This window comes from Thermoplasmata archaeon (assembly GCA_038851035.1).
In the GTDB taxonomy this organism is placed as follows: Archaea; Thermoplasmatota; DTKX01; order VGTL01; family VGTL01; genus JAWCLH01.
This window is the reverse complement of sequence record JAWCLH010000042.1, coordinates 1-19,356: the sequence shown is the minus strand read 5'-3', so window position 1 is coordinate 19,356 and position 19,356 is coordinate 1. Positions and strand designations below refer to the sequence as shown.

The following is a 19,356-nucleotide window of genomic DNA, read 5'->3' as shown; positions in this document are numbered from 1 at the left end:
GCTACTATAACTACAGAAGGCCGCACTGGAGCCTCAGGCTCGAGGAGTGCGAGACGCCGTTCCAGGCGTTCATAAGGAAGATGTGGCCTGCAAAGAGAAGGGCGTTCATCAGGGAGAACATCAAGATAGTTGCCAGATATGCCCCTGCCTATCTATTGGAAGAGGGATTCACGGTAGAGAGGGGGTCCGGGACATGAACTCAAATCAACGAGAGGAAATTAATTCAGGACTCCACACTTGTTAGATTGAACAAATAATTATATATATAATCTCATTAATAGTCCTGATTGAAAAAAGAAGGTGGGTTAATGGTGAAGCTGACGAGGCTTTGGATTGCGCTCGCTCTGTCCGGAATGCTCCTAACACCACCGACTGTCGTTGGGGGTATGGGCGACACCGCCGCGCCCATCTCAGAACCCATCCACAGGGAGGCTCGCACATGTCCTTCCGAAGCAGCCGAGGGACTAGGACCGGCCCAACCGGAGCTGGTGGCGCTGCTCGACCCGCCGTTGGCGGAGCCACAGGGCCAGAGGCACCTAGTCGGAATTAGCGAGCTGCCGGAGTGCCGGGAGTTCATGAGCCTCCGGCCCGCCGCTCCCTCGCCCCTCTTCGACAGCCGGCAGGGCCCCAACGTGCACATGCTGGACCTCGACTTCGTCTCCCCGCCCGAGCTCGAGATGTGGATGTGGAGCGCGGGCGTCTTTGCGATGCTCGGAAAGCCGACCCAGATAAATGTTACATTCAACAACAGCGGCCACTCGAACACGGGGCAGGTTACGACCTGGGTCGCTATAGAGGACATTTTCGGAAATGAGCTGATGAACCAGACGCAATACATTGCGAACCTTGCCCCCGGCCAGAACCAGACTCTTTACTGGTACTGGACCCCCACTTATGTAACGTACTGGGTTATCAACATCCACTGCGACTGCGCCGGAGACACCAATGTCGCGGACAACGACTACTCCTTCGGGGGACTGATGAACGGGGCGCGCTTCGGGACCGCGTTGTGGGCCGACACGGGGGTCGACTCCCTCTGGAGCGGCGACAAGGGCAATGGAAGGTGGCACATCACCGACTCGCCCATGCTCGACGACCCTGTCAACCACACGACCCCCGACTGCTGGTACCACGGCCGCGACGGCATCATCCAGGACTCCTACGACAACAACCTGGATATATCAATCAGAACCCAGAATTTCGACTTCCGTAGCTATACAATGAGCTGGTTCCTGCACTTCAATTACCTCTTCCATGGAGGGCTGCCCCTTGACCCGGGCGATGTCTTCAGCCAAGCCGTATCGAAGGACAACGGCGCGAGCTGGGAGGACAACTTTGTGGAGCTCGACGGTATAAGCCTCGCCGGCGCGCCCAATCTAAGGCAGAATTGGTACCGCTGGTACACCGACCTGAACGGCGACCAGCAGGCGCAGGGGAACGAGCTCGGTCTCGACCTCAGGCTCGACGTGGCGGAGGGCTTCGCTACCATAAGAAGCAGGTTCGTCTCCAACGCGGCCGTCACCGACACCGGCCTCTATTTCGACGACTTCATCATCTACGGCCAAGAGGTCTTCGACAATGTGAAGGTCGAGATTCTCAACGACATCGAAGATACGAAGGTCAATGAAACCGAGACTTTCAATGTTAGGGTGACGAACGTCGGCTCCCACGCCCAGCCGCGTGCGTTCAACTGCACCCTTAATGTAACGAAGAGAGGCTACCCCTTGACTCCGCTGATCACTGAGAGAAAGGATGTGCCGGCGCTCGCGGTTGGGGGCAAGTATGAGCTCTCTTTCACCTGGAGGCCGACCGAGCCGGGCGACTATGTTATCAGGATAAATGTGAGCGGAATGGTTGATTATGACTCCTCCAACGACCTCGAGGCGCGCTGGGTCCATGTCTCGGGCGAGAAGCCGAGGGTGCTCGTGGTCAACGACAACCCCTGGCACGTCCCTTCTAGGAACACGGAGCAACAGCCCACGCTCTACACCACTGATCACCTGCTCACAGCACTCAACGAGCTCGGAATGGACTACGGCATGGTCTTCGTCCCCGACGACATGAGCGGCCCCTCCCTCTCGCTGATGTCGAAGTACGAGGTCGTTATCTGGACTACGGGCTGGGACAACAGGACGATTACCGAAAACGGCACCCTCTCCCCCACAGACGAGAGCAACCTAAAGTCCTACCTCAACGGGGGCGGGGCGCTTTGGCTCATCAGCATGGAGGCCATTAACGACCTGGGCAAGAGCAACAGCTTCGTAAAGGATTATCTCCATGTGGGAGATGCAAGGACCAACAACGAGGTCAAGGGCACGGGCTTCACGGAGGCGCAGAACGTCCCCATTCTCCCCAACCCTGTGGACGGGGTTCCCGGCAGCCTCGCTGCGGGCATGTCCTGCCCGACCTGGATGCTCTCAGGGACCAACTACACCTACGACTGGACCGACATCCTCTACCCGGACAGCTTCTCCCGGGGCGTCTTCTTCCAGAACAACTCCAACAAGAACGCCGAGCTGGGACCATTCGTGGCGCTCCAGTACGCCGGCGCCAAGTTCAGGACGGTCTTCCAGTCGTTCGACCTTGGCTTCATGATGGACAGCATCCACAAGAAGGAGCTGGTGAAGAAGGCCCTGGAGTTCCTCACCGGGGGCGTGAGCATGGAGGTCTTGGGTGGACCCCCAGGCGCGGTTAACCAACAGACCGTCAACCCGGGAGAGTCCGCGGTCTACACCATCGTCATCCGAAACGGAGGGATAAAGACACGCATCATTCAGGACACGATTGTGAGCGGCGAGAACAACTTCATCCCGGAGGGATGGACCGCGGTCGCTAGCCCGCTCGTCGAGGGCGGGGAGCCCCCCACAGAACTCGCACCTGGTGAGGAACTCGAGGTGACGTTGACAGTGACGCCGCCCGCGAAGGCGCTGGCCAACACCTTTTTAAAGGTCTTCTTCAACGTCACATTCAGGGACTACCCGGTCGTCCTCTCAAACGTGACGATCACGACCGTTGCGGCCATCCTCGGAACTTCTCTGCGCGCCGACGTCACCTCCGCCAATATAACCAAATCAGGAACCGCGAGCTACTCGTTCCGAATCAGGAATGAAGGGAACCTGATGGTGACCGCGGAGCTGAGCAGGTCGGGTGAGCACATTGAGTGGCTCGAGCTCAGCTCCAGCACTGTCCTGCTCAGCGCATTCGAGGAGAGGCCCTTGAGTGCCATCCTGACGGTCCCGGAGGGCGCCTTCAGGTACGCCGGAAACTACACAATCCTCAGCACAATCATATCGAGGGTGAGCTATCAGGAGAAAACACACACGGCCTCGTTGAACCTGACGACGAGGGTCATTGTGCCTCAGGTTTTCTGGGCGAAGTTCGAGGACGTCGAAATCTCGCCCTCCGACGGACATGTGGACATGACTGCCTCCAAGCCTTCGATCAGGGTGACCGTATCGGTGACTGCGGAGAGGGCCAATAGCTTTGACAATGTGAGCGTGGAGCTGAAGGCCAAGAGCTTCACACCCTCCAGCGGACCCTCCCAGTCATGGAGCGGCACGGGCTGGACTTTACCGAAGACGGTGGTCGAGGTCTCCCCCTTCATGACAGTACCGAAGGAGGCCTCGCTCACGATTCTAGTGCCGCCGAAGGCGGAGGCTGGTGAGTACACCATCGAGTTGCGCTTGATTCCGGGTAGCGGGATGCTCTCCGACGGGGACACGACCACGATAACTGTCAGGGTACTCAGACCAGATCTGGTGCTTGTGGACGGTTCTCTGAGCTTCTCGCCCAAGGAGCCTCAGGTCGGCCAGCCGGTCAAGATCAGGGTGACTGTGCGTAACACTGGTGGCGTCGCGGCAAAGGACGTTCAGGTGAAGTTCTTCGATTCCAGCGGCAACGAGATAGGGTCCGACACCATCGCCAACCTGGCTGCGAGCGTTGGCTCCGCTATCGCCGAAATCACGTGGGAGGGAATTCAGGAAGGCGAGAACGAGATTACGGTCAGGGTTGACCCCGACAACCTCATTACCGAGACCATCGAGGACAACAACGAGCTGACCGACGTCGTGACGGGTCTTCTCTCGGACATTGTTATTGATTCACCGCCGGTATTTAGGGTCGGCGGCGTGCAAAAGACCAAGGCCTTAAAGGGCGAGGTCGTTACCGTTGAGGTGGTGGTGAAGAATCTCGGCAACTACGGTCTTGAGCTGAACAATGTGCCCGTCAGGCTGGTGGACCAGACCACGCAGGAGACGCTGACCCAGACGATAGGAGCCCTGCCCAAGAAAGGGGAGGTGACTGTGACCTTCACTTGGACAGCCAGCAAGACGGGCACCCACACCTTCCTCGTCACTGCAAACCCCGACGGCACTATATTCGAGAAGAGTAGCGCCAACAACGAGGCGACGGGGACATTCAAGGTCGAGTCGCCCCCGGCCCCTACGATGGAGCTCCCACTGGCGCTTGTCGGCGGCGTTCTGGCTGCGGTGATTGTCCTCATCATCGTCCTGGCCGTGCTGCTGACGCGCAGGAGGCCGCCCGCCACCGCCCCTTCCTACAGACGCCGGAAGGATGAGACGGTGGTCGAGGCCGAGGAGGTCACGGCCGAGGAGGCGCTATAATAAAGCCAGCAGTAGCCCGGGGAGCGGCCGGGGGGGAGAGGGGGGCGGAGTGGCAGTGAATTCGGAGGCCCCACTTCAATCCACGCACTTCCCGACACCGACGGGCGGGGGGCTTATAAAATCGGCGGCTCCGATACCAAGCTATATATAGGAAAAGGGGCATCATTGAACGCCTCCGTGGTACAGAGCCCGGGGTGATGGACGGATGTCCGGCAGATACGCCAAAGTTCTCCTTGGAGCCTTTGCACTGCTAATGCTTGCAGTCGCAGTTATGGCGGCGGGCGCGACCGCAGAATCAAGCGAGGGCGCAGCGGCCCCCCGCGCGGCGTCCTACACACTGAGCATCACAGCTGAGAATTCCACAAGATGGGTCAACACCTCCACGCTGGCCAAGATGGCACAGTACGGCTTCCAGGTCAAGAACACAGGCGACACCTCCCTCCCCATGTGCAACCTCACCCTCTACCCCTGGAACTTCGCCACATGGTCCTACACATTCATTCCCTCTGTCCCGATGGAGGTAAACCCTGGCGAGACTAAATCCGTCCTCCTCACAATCTATCCCGACATGTACGCGGAGGCTAAGCGCTACACTTTTCAGATAAAGGGCACCAAGGACATCCCCACCAATACCATCTCGATAAATCTCGACGTGAGGCCCTGGGCCGACGTTGCGGTCCGGGCCCCTCCCCCGAAGAGCGCCTACCCTGGTGAGACCCTCGAGTTCACATTCGAAATATACAACGCGGGCAATGTGAAGGAGAAGTTCTACGTGGCCTCAATCGAGACCGGCGTGGCGAGAATGGTCCCCTATTTGAAGGACGGCAGTAACCTGACCTATGACGTCGCCATCGGCAAGTCCACGACAAAAACCGTGGTCGTCATGCTGCCCTACGACCTTCAGACCACCGAGGGAACCGCTGGCCTACAGCTATCGATGACCGTCTATTGCATATCGAACGCCAGCCAGGAGGATACAAACTGGACATATATTCAGGTGTACCACATTTATGATATCGCCATGGGCGTTTCGCCCCTCAACGCCACCCTCAACCCTGGGGAACAGGCCGAGTTCACTATCACAGTCCTGAACCTTGGAAACGGCAACGACAGGGTCACACTAGACCTAACGCCAAACTTCGACCACTCGGCCTGGACCATCAGCACGGGAGCCGACTATTTCAACCTACCCCCGGGCCGGACCAACTCGACGAAGCTCAAAATCACATCCCCCCTCAACGCTCTCAAGGGGAGCAACTACAAAATCGAGGTGAGGGCGAGGTCGAGTGGCCCGCCCTTCCCAGCGATGCCCATCGAGCGTTCGGAGACCATCACCATCGCCGTCCGCCAGATAAAGCAGATTCACGCGCCGGTCGTGAACTTCAGAACGTCTGAGCCTATCGGGCCGGGAGAGGTTGTGCGCTTCGGCTTCAACTTCACAAACCTAGGAAATGGCGAGGACTTCGTGAACATAACCACGCTCTCCAAGCCATTGAACTGGCACGTGGGCCTCGACTTCTACCTCAACATTAGGGTCCAGCCCTACGCCACCCAGCAGGTAAGCCTTACGGTCCAGTCTTCCGTGAACAGAAACGAGTCCCTCTTCCAGACCTACACTGTGCTCCTCCAGCTCTCCAACTCCGACCGCAGCTCCGTCATAAACCTGACCTTCCTGATCGATGTGAAACCGGTTTACGACTGGACATTCGAGGTCGACGGGCCCTCGACGGGACAGGTCAACCCCTTCGCCCGCAACACCACATCGTTCACATTGCTCGTGAGAAACCTCGGCAACGTGGCTGAGGACATCCAGCTCACCCTGGAGGGTGAGAATGCGCGGTTGGGCAGGCTCGATACCAGCGCCATCTCCCTGGCCTACGGGGAGACGAAGGTCGTGCGGCTCCAAGTTGAGGTGCCGACCACGGCCGAGGTCTCCAGGACCTACAGCCTAGACATCGCCGCCGCCTCCCAAAACCAGCCGGAGCTGGTCAAGAGGCTAACGGTGTCGGTCGTCGTCGTCCACCTTGACGTGACGCTAGTCCCGCCGGGGAGTCTCGAGATAAATGGGCAGGTGTGGAAGGAGTACAAGACCGAGCTCTACACACGCCTTAACATCAGCGCAACGATGCGCAACGATGGCACGGATGCAGTAAAAAACGTGAACGTGAGGTTCTATGACAACGATATCCTCATCGCTGAAAGGAATTCCACCACCGTCGCGCCTTCGAAAAGCGCCAAGTTCAACATCGTGTGGATCGCCTCCTCCCTCGGTACGCACGTCATCAGGGTAAGGATAGACGCAAACAACCAGCTCGGCGAGGTGGACGAGGGGAATAACGAGGGGGTCGTGACGATTGAGGTGCGTACGGAGACCGGCAGTACAGGCGGAGGCGGGAGCGATGTGGGATGGGTGTACATTGCCTCCGTCCTCACAGCGCTCCTTGTCGCTGGAGCGGTGGCGTATGTGATAATCCGGAGGCGTCCTAAAGTTGACAAGGAGCTCTACGAGAGCATATACGGAAAGAAGGGAGAGCAGGAGACCATCGACCCACAGCTCGCGGCCGAGAGAGCGGAGGTTGAGCGCCGCGCCCTGGAGAAGATGAGCGAGGAGGCCATTTTCTACGAGGGGGCGGCAGCGGAGGCTCCTCCGGAGAGCGCACCGCCGGAGGAGGGTAGCGTGGGGAGTCCGAAGTTCGGGGAGGCTCTCAGCGAGACCGGAGCGGTCGCTCCGGAGCCAGCGGAATCCGGTCCTGCGGCCCCGCCGACGGAGGAGACCGGAGCCCCCCCGGCCGCCGCACCCGTGTCACCCCAGGAGCCCGGGGGTGAGAAGTCAACGGTCGTTCTTCCGCCGCCAAAGAAGAGGAAAATCACGATAAGACCTGTGACGGACGAGAAGTAGTATGAAGGAGGCGGAAGTGACTGTTCAGCCCGCTTTTTTCCCTTCCAGCTTCCTCTCCTCGATGACGTTCTTTACCTTTCTGGCGTAACGCGTCGCCTTCTCGTAGCTTCCGCCCCTGAGGAACGACAGCGACAGCTTCAGAAGATTCCGCGCGTGCGTGACGCTCTCACCGCTCTTCTCCAGCGCCTCAAGCTCTGCTTCGACCTCGCGAATCTCCTTCTCGGCGGCAAGGTACTCGGGGTCTTTCACTCCGGGAGGGGGGGAGACGGCCGGGGCTGCCGTTGGGGTTGCCGCTGGAGATGAGACGGTGTCGGGCTGGGGAACTATTTTGACAGGGGTCCTGGGCACCTGCTCCGGCGCAGCCTTGGCTGGCGCAGGAGCGGCGCCCTCGTCGACAGGTCTAGCAACCGCTGGGGGCAGGGGAGCCTTCTCCTCTAGCGCCCTCTCGGCCACCGTCCTCGTCTGGGCCTCGTTCGCGGTCTTCACGGCCTTTTTAGAGTAGGCAATTGCCTTTTCATAGTTGCCCGTCTTCAAGAAGGAGTGGGCGAGCTGAATCAGGCTCTCCGACTGGCCAACGTCAACCTCCCGGTTTCTGAAGTCCGCCACGACCCTCTCGGCCTCGGCGAGCTGTTCGCGGGCCTGGTTGAACTGGACCTCGAGCTCCCGAATCAGCGCTCTCGCCTTCTCAGCCTGAGAACGAGCGTCGCCGAAGTTTCCCTCGTTAAAACTCGCGCGGGCCTGCCGCACAAGACCCTCGGTCCTCCTCAGCTCAACGCCCTTCGCCGCCGCATCGGCACTCTCCTTCTCGATGGCAGCCAGTAATTCCCTAGCGATGCAATGATTGCATTCGCCCGTCGCGGATAGGGGGGCGCCGCAGGTGACGCATCTGCCCACGGCGGCAGGCTGGGCGGCTTGTGCCGAGGCCCCGTCGCCTGTACCACGGGGTTGAGCCGCTGTCTGGGCAGGTTGCTGGTATTCGGGAGGGAGGATGCCATACTTCTGACAGGTGTAGCAGTACCAGGCGTTGTATACGCTGATGTAGGTCAGGGGCTTGCCGCATGTGCCGCAGAGCTTCTGTTCCGGTTGACCTTGCTGCGAATTAGCCGTGCGCCTCTCCTCCCAGACAGGGCCTTCTGTTAATGTGTTTTCAGGTATATTAGCGTTCTCAATCGCCGCCGTCCCGCCTCCCCGATGCCACGCCGCCAAGTTGCTCCGCGACTTTCTTCGCCTCTGTCACGTTGCGGCAGGCCTTCTCCAGATTGCCAGCACGGAGCTGGAGGCGGGCGCCGGAGAGAAGCCTTTCTATCTCCCGGGTGTCGAATCCCCTGCGGTTGAGCTCTGTGATTGTCCCGCTGACCTCGTCGAGCATGGTCCGGATTCTCGTCCTGAGCTCCGTCTCGACCCTCTCGAGCTCCTGCTCGCGCCTCTCCCGGATTCCGGCTGCCCTGACGGTGACTTCGCGCGCGAGGCCCTCCGCGAGCTCCTCTACTCTCTCCAGCCTCTCGCCCCTCGCGAGCATCTGGGCCGCGAGGGTGAGGGTGTGTCTGTGGGCGGAGATGTCCTCACCGTCTAGCTTCAGCCATTGGAGGTCGTCGTGGAGGCGGGCGAGCATTTCCGCGATTTCAACCTCTCTCCTCGTTCTGAAGACCGCGTGCCGGAGCGCCTCTATGGCGGCCGCGACCATCTCCTCGGGGTCGAGGGCGCGGCCGCAGGAGTGGCAGGTGACCCAGTACTCCTCCACGGGCTCACCGCAGCCCGTGCATCTGAGCCTCTCGACGCCCGCCTCCGCCGGCTTTATGATCGGCCTCTCTAGATACTCCGGCGGAACCGCAGGCCTCGGCCTAGTGGTGGCTGCGCGTCTGAGCCCGAGCCGCCGGCCGGCAACCCCGAGGGCCACGACGATGACCAGAGCCACTATTAAAACCACTGGGAAAAGGGGTAGCGCGCTGGGGTGTGGGGGGCGCAACTCGACGAGCATGGGAATCGAGAGGTCGTTGCCGGCGGGGTCGGTGATGTTGAGCCAGATGGTGTTCGGGCCCGGGCGCAGCCGAACCCTCGACTTGAAGGAGCCGTCCGGTAGGACTGCAATCCGGAATTCGTTAATAGTCACGTTGGAGCCCGGCTCGGTCACCCCCTCCACCCACACCGTCGAGCTTTCAGTGACCATTGGACTCCGGGGCCGGAAGAGTGTGAGGTTAACCTCAGTGTCGAGGGTGACGGAGAGAGAGAGCGTCCACCTGTTGCCGGCTGCGTCCCTGACCTCGAGGTATACCGTGTTTCGGCCATTGGTGAGGTACCATACAAGGTAAAAGGTACCGTCAGCGCTCGCGACGGGCTCCCCGGCGGTGCTCGATAGGACTGCCCCGGGCTCCGCCACCCCCGTCAGATTGACTGGGGTGTAGTTCACGAAGGCCCCGTCCACAGGAAAGAGGATTTTCGCCACGGGGGGAACGGTGTCGAGGATAATGAGCAGTGTGGTCTCGTTCCAATTGCCCGCCGCGTCCACCGCCGAGAAGGTCAAGTTATTCGGCCCCTCAAAGAGGCTGACCTGTGCCGACCACTCGCCACCTGTGGATGTGATGCGCGTTCCGTTATGAAAGACCGAGGCCCCTGCGTCCGCTCGGCCCGAAACCGTGACGGTCCGGTGGTTGGTAACGGAGCCGTGGGCCGGCGAATAAATCAGGAGCTCGGGGGGGAGGGTATCCACAACGACCGTCCTGTTGGCCCAGACATGGTTCCCCAGCTGGTCCATTGCATAGACCGAGACGATGTTCTGGCCCTCCTGCAGCTCGACCAAAACCTCGAAAGCACCATCCTCCGAGACCTCGGCGATTCTGCCGCATACCTTGACATAGCTTGAGGGGTCCGTCCTTCCTTTAACAATGAGTGACGTGCAGTTTATCAGCAGCGGTGTCTCGGGGAGTTCGACAGTCAGGTTCGGGGGAGTGCTATCCCTGTGCACCCTCCTGAGCACGGTGAATATATTGCCTATATTGTCCACGGCGGTCACATTAATGATATTGTCACCCTCGGTAAGGGGGACGCGAGTGGAGAACTTCCCGGTGTCTAGGTCAATATCCACCCTCGCTCCGTTCACCGTTAGGGTGGCGTATACATCGGAGCTCATGTTTCCGGTGACATTCACAAAGGGCTTGGTTGTGGTCATATTGTCCCGAGGGCTGGTCAGGGTGAAGTAAGGGGGTACATCATCGAGCACAAGCGCCCCGAATATATTCCTGTCCACCGTCACGTATGTGCTGTTGAAATACCTTCCCTGAAAGGTTCCGAACCGATAGGGGTTTAAATCCCTCCTGCCGGCGCGGGTCTGCTCGTACTGGGTGAGAATGAAGGGGGGCAGGGCCCCGTCCGCTCCGGCAGTCAGGTTGAGGATGTTCACGCCTTGGCAGTAGACCCTGACCAGCGCCCCCGGCACGGGGCCTCCTGTGCTCTCCCACACAACGGAGAGGCACACGACCCACCTCACGAGCAGGACGCTCACGGAATCACCGAAGCCCACGGAGGAGAAGGTAGAGTTGAAGGAGACCACCTCCGAGTGGTTCTCAAACATGTCGAGGTAGATGTCGGACTTTGCGCTCTTCGTGAAAGTGGTGTTTCTGAGCACGCCCCTGCCATCCCTCAAGTAGACCCCGTACCTGTTGCTCTCGAAAAGGGCGGCATCGAGCTCGAAGCCGGACTCGAGGAAGTAGGCCCCGATCTCGTTCTCATAGAATTCGTCCAGCTTCGAAACGACGTAGGAGCTTTCCGCCTCGATGCCCTGATGGGTGTTGAGCTGGAAAATGTTGCGCTCTGAAAGAAGGGAGGAGCTGCGGGCAAGGAGGCCCTCGTGGAGGTTGCTCCTGAAAATGTTCCCCAAAAGGGTCGCATCACAGCAGTAAAGCTCGAGACCGCTCCGGCCGCTCTTCTCGAATGTGTTCCCCTCCACTCTTAGGTTAGAATCGCGGGCATACAAGCCGGCCATCCTGTTCTCAAAAAATGTGCAGTTCTTGACCCACGGCGCGCAGTTGTCGACTGCGATGCCACAGTAATTCTCGACTAGCTCGCAGTGCTCGACCGAGCAGTCGGCCGACTGGATGTAGAGGCCCGCGTTCTCTCCCCTCGCGCCCATCTCCCAGCCGCAGTTCTTCAGGATGCTGTTCCTCATCAAGAAACGGCCACCAGTCAGGACGCGGAAGGCGTAGGAGAGGCCCGTAGCCGAGGAGACAACGGTCGCGTCCTCTCGGGTGGCGGGGTTGGAATCCCCATCGAGGAGTGTTAGGCTTCCGCCGCTCCGGACCTCGATGTGGAGCTGGCCGTCGTAGAGGGGGCTGAGCACAAGCCTCACGTTCTGAAGCGTGAGGTTGCCCCCGGACAGAATCGTCAGATTGTGCGAAAGCTGGATTGTCTGGGATGAGTAGTACTGGCTGGAGGAGACCTCCCAGTCCCGGTCTGGTGGGGGCTGGCGCGCCTGGGTGATCTGGCTGGGCTCGTTGCCGGCATCGCTAGCTGGTTCGCCGGTCCCGGGCTGGGCGAGGGGGACCGAAGAGAGCGTGAGGAGCAGCGCTATCAATCCCAGGGCCGCTTTCATTCTCCACATCCTCCCCGGTGACTGGAGGGCCCAGAACCAGTGCACATTCATAAACTGATCTGCCGAGTTTAATACTTTCTCAGCAGGACATAAATAGTCTAAGGGGAATTCATGAAAGTCATTGTTCTGGAGGAGGGGACCCCGTGCCCGACGAAAGCTTCGATGCTCAGAGGAGGAAGCTGGCCGAGGTTGCCGCGTCCCTCGACGCGAAAGCGCGGGAGCTGATGAGTCGGCAAGCGTCTCTGGAGAGACGAGAGGCGGAACTCGGGCCACGGGAGGCCTCCCTTGCGGAAAGGGAACGACAGCTCAGGCAACTCGGGGAGCAGCTCGGTGCGATCAGACAGGAGCTTATCGCGAGGGCGCGGGCAATGGTCCAGAGAGAGGAGGAGCTCGGGAGGCGCGAGAGCGAGCTCGCTGAGAGGGAGAGGAGGCTGGAGGAGCAGGGTCGTGAACTCGCGCGCCTCCGGGAGGACTACGAGGCCCACAGAAGGAGGGTCGGAGAGCTCGAGGTCTCGCTGGCGGCGGCGGAGAATGAGCTCAGGGAGTTGAAGAGCCGGGCGGGGGAGGCGGCTCTCGGCGCGGATGCCGCCGGACTTGAGGCCGCCAGGCGCGCGGAGGAAGCGAGAGCGATATTCGAGACCAAGGCAGCCGAGCTCGCCGGGCTCGCTCAGGAACTCAAGAATAGGGAGGAGGAGCTTAGGGCGAGGGAGAGCGGGAGTGCGGGAACCGGGGTGGCTAAAATGGCTGACGCCGCTGGGCCCCCTTCCTGGCTTCCATCTGTCCTGGCGGACGACTGGTCCCGGCCTCAGCCGGAGGCCGCGCCATCCCACCCTGCGACGCAGGAGGAGACGCCGGCGGAGCCTATGAGCTCGGAGCCTCAAATGATGGAGCTGCCTCCGCCCGTGCCTCTGGAGGTGATGGAGGCGCCCACTTGGCCAACGGCCCCGGAGGGCCCATTGCCCACCCCCCCGCCCCCTGCCTGGCCCGCCGAGCTCCGGGAGGGAGCGCCAGAGGGAACCGGTCGGGCCGCGGTTCTTTCAGAAGGGGAGGTCAGGGATCTCCTCGCGAGGGCCGATCGCGCGATATTGGAGGCGAGGATAGCCGGGGGGGACGTTGTGGCGGCCTCCCAGCTCCTCTCCCGGGCCCAGGAACTTCTGCAGGAGAGGATGTATGGTGAGGCCACCGAGGCCGGGCGGAAGAGCATCGCGCTCGCTCGCGCAGCCCTTGAGAGTGTGGAGGCACGCCGGAGGGCCCAGGCAGTCGAGTCGGCCCGGAAGGTAGTCGAGGATGTGAAGCAGCTAGGTGTTCAGGTCGCGGAGGCGGAGCAGCTGCTCGAAAAGGCGATTCGAGCGCTGGAGAACGCGGAGCACGGGCTCGCCGAGAAGTACGCACTTGAAGCCGAGACGCGAGCTCGGCAGTCGGGGGAGGGCTTCAGCCGCGCGAGCGAGAGCCTCCGCTCCCTCGACACGATCATGAGGGAATCACAGAGAAAGCAGGCCGAGCTGGACCTGGGGGAGGTCGAGAGAATCAAGCAGGAGGCGCAGGCCGCATTCGACGGGGGCGACTACAACAGAGCCTTCGAACTCGCGAGGAGGGCGGAGAGGAGGCTCCACGAGCTCGAGCTGGCGGTCCAGCAGCGGATGGGAGCCCCTGGGACCCCTTCTGGTGGGGCCGCGCCCGGCGCACCGTCCCCGCAGGCTCCATCAAAACCGCAGAAGTACAGGTGCCCTAGCTGCGGCAAGCCGTTTCAGGTCACCCCTCCCGCGAAGAGACCGTTCAATGTGGCCTGCCCCTGGTGCGCGAGCACCGTCCGGATATCCCGGTGAGGGCCCACGGGCGAGGAGGGGTTGGGGTGCACCCAGAAGTCGTCCAACTGAAGTCGGGATAAGACGCGGAGCGGGGGGCTTTATTAGGGCCCAGTCCGTAGAACAATTTATATTCTTTTAGTATATTGGTCGGGTTGTTCTTCAAGGGGAGACTTTCATGCCCGACGGAGGATTCGACGCCCAGAAGCGGCAGCTTGCGGAGGCGACAAGGCTTTTACAGGAGACGAAGAGGCAGCTCGATGCAAGGGCGCGAGAACTCGCGGCGCGAGAGGCCGCGCTCTCCCAGCGGGAGGCCGGACTGGCGCAGAGGGAGAGACAGCTCCAGGAGAGGGAGGCCTCGCTCGAGCCGCTGGAGAGCAGGCTGCAGGAGGATGCCAGGAACGCTGCCGCCTACAAGGAGCAGCTGATATCCACCGCCCGGCAGCTCGCGGAGAAGGAGGCGGAGCTGGAGAGAAGGGAGGCAGCGCTGGCCCCCGCCATGCAGTCGGTGAGGGAGGTGGAGGCACTCAGGAGCCGGCTGGCGGAGCAGGAGCGGGGACTGCTGGAGAGGGAAAGAGCGCTCAGGGAGAGGGAGAGGAGCATAGGTGAGAAGCTGGCCGCGGCCGAGGGCCGGGCTAGGGAGGCGGAGGAGAGGCTGAGGCAGATCGCAGCGAAGGAGGAGGAGCTCGCGGCGGTCGAGGCCCAGATGAAAAACCACGCCCTCGAGCTCCAGAAGAGGAGCGCCGCGCTGGACAGGAGGGCGAAGGAGCTCGAGGCGCTCGCCGCGAGCAGGGCTGAGGTCGAGAGGAACATGGTTCTGCAGGCCGAGAAGGAGAGGGCACTGGCTCAAAGGGAGAGGGCGCTTGGGCAGAGGGAGATGGAGCTCAAGGGCCTTGAGGCCAAGCTGAAGGAGAAGGAGGCAGCCCTTGAGACGAGGGGGCGGGAGGTGGAGAGGCAGCTCAGCACAGGAAGGGCGGAGCTGTCAAAAAAGGCCGAGGAGCTGGAGACGCACAGGAGGGCCCTGATGGAGAGAATCGAGGCCCTGAGGCTGGAGGCGGAGAAGCTCTCGCAGATTCCATCCCCGCCAGCGCTGGAGGACGCCTCTGCCACGGAGCTTGCCGGACGCCTCGACAAGATGAGCGCACGCGTCAGGGAGCTGGAGGAGAAGCTCAGAGAGCTCGAAATGGAGAGGGACGCCGCGAGGGGCAGGGCGCTCGAGCTCGAGAAGAATCTGGTGAGCAGGGAGAATGATATTGTTGCCCTAAAGGCACGGCTCGCCGCCATCTCGACCGGCGCGGCTGGGGTGGCCGGAGCGGAGCAAGCCGAGCTTAACAAACTCGCCGAGAGCCTCAGGGCGAGGGAGACGGAGCTCGGGCGGAAGGAGGAGGCGCTGGCTGAGAGGGAGAGAAGGCTCGAGGAGAGGGCGAGGGACATGGACCTGCGCGAGCAGCACCTCTTCTCGATGGAGGAGGAGATTGCGTCCTGCCCCTACTGCAACATCAAGGACGACTTCGTGCAGGCTGAGAGGCTGATACGGGAAGTCCGGGAGAGGGGAGTTGATGTCTCGCAGGCGGAGACCCTACTTTCTGAAGCGAAGAGGCTGCTTGGGGAGGGGAGGATGGAGGAGGCGATAGATGCCAGCTGGAGATGCCTGAGCCTGATATCCAGACTGCGCGAGGGAGCGGCCCCTGCCCCGCCGGGTGCCCCGGAACCGGCGCCTGTACTCGCAGGTGCACCGAGTGCACAGAGGCTCGTGGAGGCGCTGGAGACCGCAAAATGGCCCGCAACGCCTTCGGGGCCGGCAGGGGCGGCTGTGTCGCCGGGAATGGCCGTGGGCACGCCGTCTGGGGCCGCGTACGCGCCGGCACCGCCCACGCCCTCCTATCCCCCATCCGCTGCGCCGGAGCGTAAATACGAAGATGAGGTCGAGGCCGTCGCCAAATATATAGAGGAGGCAAGAGCCTCTGGAATAAAAGTTGGGGAAGAGGAGGGCCTGCTAGAAAAAGCGAGGGAAGCCCTCCGGAGCTCGCGGGGAGAAGAGGCCGGGAGACTGGCCGCGCAGGCGCTCGAGACCGTGCAGAAACGCTGCGAGGACTACAATCGCGCCTCGAACGCCATGAATGCCCTCGCCAGCAGCATAAAGGAGGCGCAGGAGAGACATGCCGACCTCATTTTAACGGAGGTCGAGGGTGTCTATAGGGAGGCCTGGGAGGCGTTCGAGAGCGGGAACTACGCAGCCGCAGCGGCCGCGAGCGAAAAGGGACTCGAGAGGCTCCGGGAGCTCGAGCGCGAGCATGAAGCGAGGAAGGCCCCGCCGGTTCCGCCTGCCCCTCCAGTGGCTCCCCCATCGCCCCCCGTCCCCGCGGCAGGCGCGGCCGCCTCCTCGGCTCCCACGGCTCCAGCCGCCCCCGAGACCAGACCGCCCGTGGCACCGAAAAAGTACAGGTGCCCCAGGTGCACCAAGATATTCCAGGTGACGCCACCCGCCCAAAAGACCTTTGACATGGCCTGCCCGTGGTGCAAGAGCACGATAAGAATAACCCAGCGCGAGGAGAAGGCTCCAGCCGGAGCTCCCGCTGCGCCGCTCCAGCAGCCCCCTGAGGAAAAGGCGGCCCATAAAGAGGGCGTGCCCGCCGCGGCCGTGGAAGACGCCTCGGGGCGTGTGGAGGCGGCTAAAAAATACATTGAAGATGCCCGCGCATCCGGAATAAAGCTCGACGAGGCCACGGGCCTTCTTGCGAAAGCCGAGGAAGCCCTGAAAGCATCGCAGGCTGGGAGCGCTGCGAGGCTGGCTCAGGAGGCACTAGAAAAGGCCCAGAGGGTCTGTGAGGATTACAACAGGGCTAGCGAGGCGATGACCGCACTAGATTCAGGGATGCGCCAGGCCCAGGAGAAATACGTTGATATCATAATTACGGAAGTTGACGATATATACAGAAAAGCCTGGGAGGCGTTTGAGAAGGGTGACTACGCGGGCGCCGCGGCGACAAGCTCAAAGGGACTCGAGAGACTCAAAGAACTTGAAAGGGAACAGGAAATGAGAAAGGGGGCCGCGCCCGCAGAGGGCGTTCCCGGGCCCGCAGCGGCGCGCGAGCCCGGCGCGGAAGCAACCGCCCCGACGGAAAAGGGAGCTGGGGCCCCCGTACCGCCTTCCGTGCAGCCGCCCGCCGGTCCAAAGAGGTACAAGTGCCCCAAATGCACAAAGATTTTCCAGGTCACGCCTCCTACAAAAAGGCCCTTCGATATGGCCTGCCCATGGTGCAAGACTAAAATAAGAATTTCGAAGTAAGAGGGACTACGGATGCAGGGCTCCCTAATGTGGGACATCGACACTTCGGAGAGGTTAAAAAATCTGACCTGGTGGTGGTGGTGGTGGCTCCTCTTTATCAATGACCCCTCTAACCCCCGCAGGACCCGCCAGCTCATGATTCTCTGGTCAACAAAGGACTGCGACCTGATCAAGGTCAACGACATCTGGTGGAGGCGAGGCAGGGAGATCGAGGAGAGGCCCATAGGCGATTCTCCTATTGATGAATCGGCCAGAGAGGAAGCGCCGGGGGGCGGGGCGGTGAGGGGCGGGGAATCGGTCGGGGACGGAGGCACCGAGAGGTTCAGAAGTTGTGGGAGCGAAGGGGAGAGCTGGGCGGGTGGGAAGGAGACGCGCTTCGACGGTATGACCGCTTCATGGTTCTATGATGGAAAAAATATGCACGACCCCTTCATTCTCGAGAAAAATGATTTCGTTGTGAGGAGGGACGCGTCGGGCGAGAGGGGGGAACTTATTCCGAGCTCAGAGAATATCATGACCTTCAGGGGGGGGCCGGAGGAGTATCGTCTGGATATAAAAAAGGGCGCGTGGGAGATGCATTTCAAGATGACCCCTTGGAGCGCTTTTATGTCCAAGCCAAGGTATAAGACGGCGCATTACATAGGCAAGTACGGGTACAACATTCTCAGAATCTACGGCTCCAAGCTATCGGGGACGATTGATCGCGAGGGCGAGAGGGAGGAGATCACGGGCAGCGCATACTTCCAGAAAGTGATGGTCAACGCACCTGCAACTCCATGGTACTGGGGTACATTCCACATCGAAGATGGCTCGTACATAGACTACTTCAACCCCCACATCGGGCTCCCCATGGGCAGAAAGACGGAGGCTCCTAGGAGCTGGAGGGACCGAGGAGAAATCTCCCTCTCGGAGCACGCCCAGTTCTATAGCGCCTCCGAAGACAGGGTCTACGAGATGCAGAAGCTGAGAATTCGCAAGTCCTGGACCGAAAATGGACTACCGGTATTCAGAGTCAGCGCCCGCTCGAAAGACCGCGGCGCGGAGCTCGAGCTGGTGCTCGAGTCATACGCCCGCGCCTACTGGAGGTTCGAGCAGAAGTACTTGAGATGGTTCACATCGATTCTTTACTACAATGAATATCCCATCGAGGTAAGAGAGCTTGTTTTCAAGGCCGGCGGGCGCAGGATAACGCTGGACGATGTCGGTATGATTACGGGCAACTGCGAGCACACATGGGGAAAGCTGCTTTGAATTCCCCACTCCTCGACGTTTTCCAGATAAACTTGAATTCCTACCTTCTCCCGTGTCCACACGCCGGACATACGGTCCACTCTGGCTCTAGAGCCTCGCCACACGAAGGGCACATCTGGCCATCGGCCCGCTCCACAGGCTTTCTTTCAGCCATGGTCGCTGCGGCGCTCGAGTTGCCCAGGACAGCCCTCGCCTCCATCGCAAACTGGAGCGCAACCTCGCCGTCGCCATCCTTTAAAAAATCTCGCGCAAACTCCAATTTCTCCATCGCGACCAAGGCCACCGCCGCTTTGTCGGGGTGCCGCTCGAGGAACTCTCCTATACCATCCTCAACCTTTGATATGAATTTCCTCGCTGCGACAAGCATCTCGTCCTCCTCCACTCGCGGGCCTTTGGCCGCGGCCGCGCCCATGGCGGCCTCGGCTCCCGCGCCTTCGCCTCTCAACCCAGGCCCTGCGCCTCTGGTCTCCGCCTCCGCTCCTTCAGCCCCTCTTTCTGTTTCGGTAGTAGCTGCGGCCCCGGCCCTCTTTCTTTCTATCTTTCTACTCTTCTTAATTATTGCAACGATTGCCGCAGCCACCACTATAAGCACAACCCCAAGCGCGATACCGGCCCCGACCAACCAGCCTGTGTCCTGAACCGTCACCTTCTCGGCCTTCAGGACATCGATGCTCACCTCGGCCAGAGCCTTCTCCGTACCATCAGAGACCTCGAGCGAGAGGGTGTGCCTGCCCGGCTTCAGCTTGACCTTTATGCTCTTCCCCTCTCCAAGCGGCTCGCCGTTGTCGAACCAGCTATACTTGAGGACATCGAAGGCGTCGATGTCCTCCGCACTAGCGTTCAGCCAGAGCTCCGTCCCTTCCTTCACCCTCTCCCCGTCCGCAGGCGAGAGAATTCGGACATTG

8 protein-coding genes and 1 pseudogene are annotated in these 19,356 nt (G+C 61.1%); 6 read left to right on the top strand and 3 right to left on the bottom strand.

Annotated features, from left to right (window positions below; translation table 11 throughout):
- The 3 genes and pseudogenes from QW379_10110 (at nt 1) to QW379_10100 (ending at nt 7,521) form a co-directional block, all read left to right on the top strand.
- Nucleotides 1-98: pseudogene (locus QW379_10110) on the top strand (IS481 family transposase).
- A 189-nt stretch (nt 99-287) separates the two neighbouring features.
- Nucleotides 288-4,622, top strand: coding sequence for a CARDB domain-containing protein (locus tag QW379_10105; GenBank protein ID MEM2870747.1), 4,335 nt, complete (start codon nt 288-290; stop codon nt 4,620-4,622).
- Between the two features lie 205 nt (nt 4,623-4,827).
- On the top strand, nt 4,828-7,521 hold the full coding sequence (locus QW379_10100) for a CARDB domain-containing protein (protein ID MEM2870746.1): 2,694 nt from the start codon (nt 4,828-4,830) through the stop codon (nt 7,519-7,521).
- Between the two features lie 24 nt (nt 7,522-7,545).
- On the opposite strand, the gene QW379_10095 is transcribed toward QW379_10100, so the two are convergent.
- Both QW379_10095 and QW379_10090 read right to left on the bottom strand, forming a co-directional pair.
- Nucleotides 7,546-8,727 carry a hypothetical protein gene (locus tag QW379_10095; GenBank protein ID MEM2870745.1) on the bottom strand — a complete coding sequence of 394 codons (1,182 nt, stop codon included), beginning with the start codon at nt 8,725-8,727 and terminating at the stop codon, nt 7,546-7,548.
- On the bottom strand, nt 8,687-12,151 hold the full coding sequence (locus QW379_10090; protein MEM2870744.1) for a right-handed parallel beta-helix repeat-containing protein: 3,465 nt from the start codon (nt 12,149-12,151) through the stop codon (nt 8,687-8,689). Before QW379_10090 ends, QW379_10095 begins: the two co-directional genes overlap by 41 nt.
- Before the next feature lie 98 nt (nt 12,152-12,249).
- Between QW379_10090 and QW379_10085 the strand changes: the two genes are divergently transcribed.
- From QW379_10085 to QW379_10075, 3 genes are all read left to right on the top strand, one after another.
- On the top strand, nt 12,250-13,932 hold the full coding sequence (locus QW379_10085) for a hypothetical protein (GenBank protein ID MEM2870743.1): 1,683 nt from the start codon (nt 12,250-12,252) through the stop codon (nt 13,930-13,932).
- 157 nt (nt 13,933-14,089) lie between these two features.
- Nucleotides 14,090-17,200, top strand: coding sequence for a hypothetical protein (locus QW379_10080; GenBank protein MEM2870742.1), 3,111 nt, complete (start codon nt 14,090-14,092; stop codon nt 17,198-17,200).
- 12 nt (nt 17,201-17,212) lie between these two features.
- On the top strand, nt 17,213-18,451 hold the full coding sequence (locus tag QW379_10075) for a hypothetical protein (protein MEM2870741.1): 1,239 nt from the start codon (nt 17,213-17,215) through the stop codon (nt 18,449-18,451).
- 40 nt (nt 18,452-18,491) lie between these two features.
- Here the strand turns inward: QW379_10075 and QW379_10070 are convergent.
- Nucleotides 18,492-19,356: hypothetical protein (locus QW379_10070; protein MEM2870740.1), on the bottom strand; the 865-nt coding region annotated here is incomplete at its 5' end.